Source organism: Parolsenella sp. (genome assembly GCF_982402205.1).
The window spans coordinates 1-6,040 of the sequence record NZ_CEVYAT010000097.1; the positions used below are offsets into that span (position 1 = coordinate 1).

Consider the following 6,040-nt stretch of genomic DNA (forward strand, 5'->3'; position numbering starts at 1 on the left):
AAGTAAGCCTACCTAAACATTTGCAGTGGCGCGAGGAGAGCGCCCAAAGGAGGAGCCATGTTCGTCAACGTCATCATCGTCGCGGTCATCGTCGTGGCCTGCGTCGTCATCGTTCGCGGCTACGTTGCCCGGGGCGGCAAGGGAGACTGCTGCGGCGGCGTCGACATCGTGCGCAGCCACGGGCCCAAGGACCGCGACGCCTCGCACTACGCCCATGCCTACGACGTCGTCGTCACGGGCATGAGCTGCGAGAACTGCGCCAAGCGCATCGCCACAGCCTTCAACGAGCGCACGGGCACGATGGCCACCGTCAACCTCGCGGCGGGCGTCGCCCACGTGCGCACCAAGGAGGCCGCCTCGGCCGAGGACCTGCAGCGCGTCGTGCGCAACGCAGGCTATGGCACAGGCAAGGTCACGGAGCTCTAGGGCAACAACCCAGCTATAAGTTCCTGTAAACTTAGATTTTTATTATCCAAGCTATCGCAAGAGGTACTGTGAACACGCAAGACATCGCAACCTTCATCCGTCGCAACCTGCGGCCGGCAAGCATCGCCTGGTGCGCGCCGTTCGTCGTCCTCGCCATCGCGCTCGCCAACCTGGTGGGCGCTGGCACCGTGGTCATGGGCGAGGACACGTTTGCCCTCATCCAGCTGCTCTGCGTGCTCGGCGTCGCCCTCTCCCTGCTGCGCGAGCCGCTGCTGCGCCCGCTCGACCGCCTCGCGGACTCCGAGAGCCGCATCAAGATGGTGACCGGTCGCGTGCTGCCGCTGCTGCGCGACTGGGCGCTGCTCGCCTTCGTGGTGGCGGCCACCTGCACGGCGCTCGAGGTGCCGTGGAACACGAGCCTTGCCGACGTCGACGCGGGCCTGCTCGCCCTCGAGCGTGGCTGCGTCACCGCCGTCGTGGTCTGCGCGTGGCTCGTGGGCCAGCGCCGCGGCTGGCTCGTGGCCGTCTGCACGGCAGGCCTCTCCGCCCTCGGCATCGCCCAGGGGTTCCTGCTCACCCTCAAGGGCACGGCCATCCTGCCCTCGGACCTTCTCGCCCTGGGAACGGCCGCCTCGATGGCCGACGGCTTCACCTACGAGGTGACACCCCTCATTGCGCAGGGCATCCTGCTGCTCGTGGCCTCGCTCGACGCCTGCGTGCTCATGCGCCCGGTCGGGCGTCCCATCGGCCGCGTCTGGGGCCGCGCCGCCGTCACCGCAGGGCTCGCGCTCGTCGCGTGCCTCTCTGCCTACAACTCCTACAACGCCCTTGACCTACACGACGACTACAGCATCCAGATCGACTACTGGTGGCCGTCCAACAGCTACTACCAGTACGGCATGCTGCCCACCTTCATGACGATGGCCAAGGACATGCAGATCACCATGCCCGAGGGCTACACCGATGAGGAGGCCGCCGGCACCGAGGACGCGCTTGCCCAGGACTATGACGCCGCGACCGACCCCGCCACCGCACAGGCCCGCACCGACCAGTTCAACGCCGTGAAGCCCAGCGTGGTCGTGGTCATGAACGAGACCTTCGCTGACCTCAGCTCCATCTACGGAGACCTTGGCGTGGGCTACGAGGGACCCACCTACTTCAAGAGCATCGACGACGCCCTCGTGCGCGGCAACCTCACGGTGTCTGCCTACGGCGGCGGCACCTGCAACTCGGAGTTCGAGACGCTCACGGGCAGCAGCCTCTCCTACATTGGCATGGGCCTCTACCCCTACACGCTCTACGACTTTGACGACACTCCCAACCTCGCCCGCCAGTTTGCCGAGATGGGCTACGACACCACGGCGATCCACCCCAACCTCTCAACCAACTGGAACCGCGAGAGCGTCTACGAGCAGATGGGCTTCAACCGTTTCTACGACATCTCGGCCTTCGAGGACGCCCCCGTCTTCCACAGCGGCGTGATCGACGCCGCCACCTACCAGAAGGTGCTCGACCAGCTCGCGAGCAGCGACACACCGCAGTTCGTCCTCGACGTGACGATGCAGAACCACAGCTCGTACAACCAGTACAACATCCCCGAGGACCGCCTCACGACCTACAACGCGCCCTACTGGGACCAGGCCGGCAACGACCAGCTCAACGAGTACCTCTCGTGCATCCAGGCCTCCGACCAGGACCTGCAGTGGTTCATCGAGCAGCTGCGCGGGCTCGACCGCCCCGTGGTGCTCGTCTTCTTTGGCGACCACCAGCCCAACTTTGGCATGGCCCTCGACGACGCGCTCTATGGCGACACGGGCCAGACCGCGCACTCCGCGCGCGCCTACCAGACCAACTACCTCGTCTGGGCCAACTACGACGTGGCCGCTACGGGCGAGATGCGCTGGGAGCAGGCCTCGACGAGCACCCTGGGCGCGCTTACGCTCGACGCCATCGGGGCGCCGCTCACAAGCTACCAGAAGGCCGCGCTGGGCGCGCGCCTGTCCATGCCGGGCATCAACCTCTTTGCCTACCAAGACGGAGAGGGCTTCTGGCACACCACGAACGGCAACTCCGCCGACGAGCCGGCCCAAAACGCCGAGGCCGAGTACGCCGCCGAGCGCGCTCTCGAGGCGTGGCGACAGCTCGCCCACGTGCAGTACCTCGAGTTTGCCAAAACGGTGCAATAGCTCCTTCTCGCCCAAGCGAAGCATAGAGCACCGGCTGTACCATCGGTTCGTCCATATTATGCGTCTGAGCTCTGTAGATGCGTATTTTGGATGAACAGGGAAAGGCAAGAACCACACGCAACGCAGCGCAGGGCGCCCGTGACCAACCAGTTGCGGGCGCCCTACTTGATGAAACGCATGCCCCTGCGGGTGCCTCGATCGACGCAAGCATGCCCAGCCGCTCGACACCCACTACCGCGCGGTAGCAATAACAAAAAAGGGGCGCCTCAAAGAGGCACCCCTTCCCAAGCGTATGTAAGTCGAACTTAGGCGAGCTTACGGACGTTGGAAGCCTGGAGCTTGCCGTTCTGACCGGTGGTGATGTCAAACTCGACAGCCTGGCCCTCGTCAAGAGTCTTGAAGCCGTCCATCTGAATCTCGGAGTAGTGGACGAACAGGTCGTCGCCGTCCTCGCGAGAGATGAAGCCGTAGCCCTTGTCCGGATTGAACCACTTAACAGTACCCTGAGCCATGACGTGCCTTTCTTTCGTTTGCCCCTCCGGGGGCAACAAATGCGCTTGCGCGCTGAACAAAAAGTGACCCTAAAGTCACGAGGAATAGTCTACCCCAGCCCGCGCTCCTTGCCCACGAGAAACGCAAATTAGCCGCGAGCGGTACCGGCGGACAAGAAAAGCCCCTCGCGGAGCCGCAGGCGGTCGCGAGGGGCTTGCGAGCGGGCAGCTACGCCCGCGCAAGGCTCATGAGACGAGCTTACAGGTAGGCCACGGCCTTGATCTCGACCTTGGCGCCCTTGGGCAGCGCGGCGACCTCGAAGGCGGCGCGGGCCGGGTACGGGGCAGCGAAGAACTCGGCGTAGACCTCGTTCATGGCGCCGAAGTCGGCGATGGAGTCGAGCAGGACGGTCGTCTCGGCAACGTCGGCCATGGTGGCGCCGGCGGCCTCGAGGACGTTCTTGACGTTGGTCAGGCTCTGACGGGTCTGGGAGGCGATGTCCTCGCCGGCGAACTCGCCGGTGGCGGGGTCGACCGGCAGCTGACCGGAGACGTGGATGCAGTTGCCGGCCTTGGTGGCGGCGGAGTAGGGACCAACGGCGGCGGGAGCCTTGTCGGTGACGATAGCCTCGATAGCCATGTAAATCTCCTTCTAGTCGATGCCGCTGGCGGCGGCATATGTCTTGCCCCTCGCGGGGCGTGATACCAAATGAAAACGGGCGTGCGCGCAGCCAGGCCGCTCACGCACATGCGGGATGCGCAACGCGGTGTTGACCCTAGCGGCTCACGTAGCGGCCGGGCTTGATGCCCGTGGGCTCGCCGTCGCGCGCGGCGAGGACGCCGTTCACGAACGTGAGACGGGCGCGGCCACGGCACTCGAAGCCCTCGAACGGCGTGTGGTCGACGTTCTGGTGCTGTGTGGCGGCGCTGATCGTCCACTCGACGCTCGGGTCCCAGACGCAGATGTCGGCGTCGAAGCCCTCGGCGAGGCAGCCCTTGCGCGGGAACATGCCAAAGACCCTGGCAGGGTTCTCGCTCATGAGCCGGCACAGGTCGGTGGGGCCAAGCTCGCCGGCGAACGTGGTGGCGATGAGCGCGGGGCGGTGCTCTACGCCAGCGCCGCCGTTGGGGACGGCGCGGAAGTCGTCGGCGCCGCGGTCCTTCTGGCCGTGCAGATTGAAGCTGCAGTGGTCGGTGGCAATGGTGTCGATCTCGCCGTTCACAAGCGCCTCGCGCAGGGCGCTGCGGTCGGCCGGCTTGCGGGGCGGCGGGCTCATGACGAACTCGAGGCCCTCCAGGCCGTCCTCGCCGTCCTTGAGGAAGCAGGTGTCGTCGAGCAGCAGGTACTGCGGGCAGGTCTCGACGAAGATGTTCTTCTGACCGCGGGCCTTGGCAGCGCGGATGGCCTCGAGGCCCAACTTGGTCGAGAGGTGTACGACGTTCACGCGGGCGTCGCCGGCGAGGTGGGCGAGGTAGAGCAGGCGGCTGATGGCCTCGGCCTCGCAGACGTCCGGGCGGCTCAGGGGGTGTCCCTCGGGGCCGTGGATGCCGCTCTCGTAGACACGCTTCTGAAGGGCGTCTACAAGCGTGCCGTTCTCGCAGTGCACGCACAGGGTGCCGCCGAGCGGCTTCAGGGCCTCGAGCACCTCGAGCGTCTCGGCATCGTCGAGGCGCAGGTGGTCGTAGGCGAAGTAGGTCTTGAACGAGCAGACGCCACGCTCGCGCATCACGGCGAGGTCGGCACGGTTCTCGTCGTTCCACTCGGCCAGGGCCATGTGGAAGGCGTAGTTGGCCGTGCAGGTGCCGTCGGCGCGCTTGTGCCACTCGTCAAGGGCATCGGGCATGGTAACGCCACGGTCGGCCGTGGCGTAGTCCACGATCGTCGTGGTTCCGCCGCAGGCAGCGGCGCGCGTGCCCGTCTCGAAGCTGTCGGCCGTCCAGTCGATGCCGGTCCAGCACTGCATGTGGGTGTGCCCGTCGATGAAGCCGGGGAAGACCCAGCAACCCGTCGCGTCGTGCACCTCGTCGCCGTCGGCGGGCTCGATGTGGGCCGCGATGCGGGCGATCTTGTCGCCCTCGAGCGCCACGTCACCACGGCGCAGGCCGTCGGGGCACACAAGCGTTCCACCCTTGATGATGACCATGCTAGTTACTCCCTCCACGAGCAAGACCACTCTCGATAATCTCGCGGCAGCGCCCAAGCTCGTCGGGCGTGTCGATATCCCAAAGCTCCCACGGCCAAGAGGCCTCGACGCTCAGCACGCGCACGTCATCGGCGCCAAGCACGCTCGAGCCACCCGTGTCGCCCTCCACGCCGAGAAGCGCCTCGAACAGGCTCGCGGGGAACAGCACCGGTGAGCCGGGACGGCCGCGCCAGCCAAGGCGCACGCAGGCGTCGGGGTTGGCGGCGCTCACGGTGAGCATCGTGCGCAGGCTCCCCTGCTCGATGAGCGGCTGGTCACCCGGCACGAAAACGCAGGCCTCCCAGCCCTGGCTCTTGGCATAGGCCACGGCGGCACGCATGGAGTCGCTCTGCTCGAGCTCGCCCGAGGGGCGCACATGCTCGATGCCGCGCTTGTCGCAGATGGCGTCGACCTCGGGGGTGCCACTCGCCACGACCATGGGGAGGCCGGGCGGCACGCAGCCCAGGGTGCGCTCGATGACGGGCTCGCCCATGAGGGGCTCTATGAGCTTGTTGGCGCCAAAGCGATGTGCGTGGCCCGCCCCCAGCACGGCGACGCCCACGAGGCGGGCACTGGCGTCCTGGGCGGCATGCGTGCTGGCGGCGACGCCCGGCGCAAAGGCGGAGGCGTACTGGGCGTCTGTCGCCATCTCGCAGGCGGCGGTCCAGCGCTCGTAGCAGGCAAGCAGCTCGTCGGCCTCGGGCGTGGGCGTGGAGCCGCCACCGCCCGAGCCGCCAATCACGCGGGTGGTAAG

At 66.7% G+C, this 6,040-nt stretch carries 6 protein-coding genes; 2 read left to right on the forward strand and 4 right to left on the reverse strand.

Going from position 1 to position 6,040, the window contains the following annotated elements:
- The first annotated feature begins 57 nt into the window (after window positions 1–57).
- Entirely contained in the window at window positions 58–426 is a 369-nt protein-coding gene (locus tag AC1VTH_RS05915; protein WP_481335235.1) for a heavy-metal-associated domain-containing protein, read from the forward strand.
- 68 nt (window positions 427–494) lie between these two features.
- Window positions 495–2,612 carry an LTA synthase family protein gene (locus AC1VTH_RS05920; RefSeq protein ID WP_481335236.1) on the forward strand — a complete coding sequence of 706 codons (2,118 nt, stop codon included), beginning with the start codon at window positions 495–497 and terminating at the stop codon, window positions 2,610–2,612.
- A gap of 305 nt (window positions 2,613–2,917) precedes the next feature.
- On the opposite strand, the gene AC1VTH_RS05925 is transcribed toward AC1VTH_RS05920, so the two are convergent.
- The 4 genes from AC1VTH_RS05925 to AC1VTH_RS05940 form a co-directional block, all read right to left on the reverse strand.
- Window positions 2,918–3,124 (reverse strand): cold-shock protein, encoded by a 207-nt coding sequence (locus AC1VTH_RS05925; protein ID WP_073294340.1) that lies wholly within the window; start codon window positions 3,122–3,124, stop codon window positions 2,918–2,920.
- 238 nt (window positions 3,125–3,362) lie between these two features.
- Complete coding sequence (locus AC1VTH_RS05930; RefSeq protein ID WP_293826568.1) at window positions 3,363–3,743, reverse strand: Rid family detoxifying hydrolase; 381 nt, start codon at window positions 3,741–3,743, stop codon at window positions 3,363–3,365.
- Window positions 3,744–3,879: 136 nt separating this feature from the next.
- On the reverse strand, window positions 3,880–5,247 hold the full coding sequence (gene hydA / locus AC1VTH_RS05935) for a dihydropyrimidinase (RefSeq protein ID WP_481335237.1): 1,368 nt from the start codon (window positions 5,245–5,247) through the stop codon (window positions 3,880–3,882).
- 1 nt (window position 5,248) lies between these two features.
- Window positions 5,249–6,040: nucleotidyltransferase family protein (locus AC1VTH_RS05940; RefSeq protein ID WP_481335239.1), on the reverse strand; the 792-nt coding region annotated here is incomplete at its 5' end.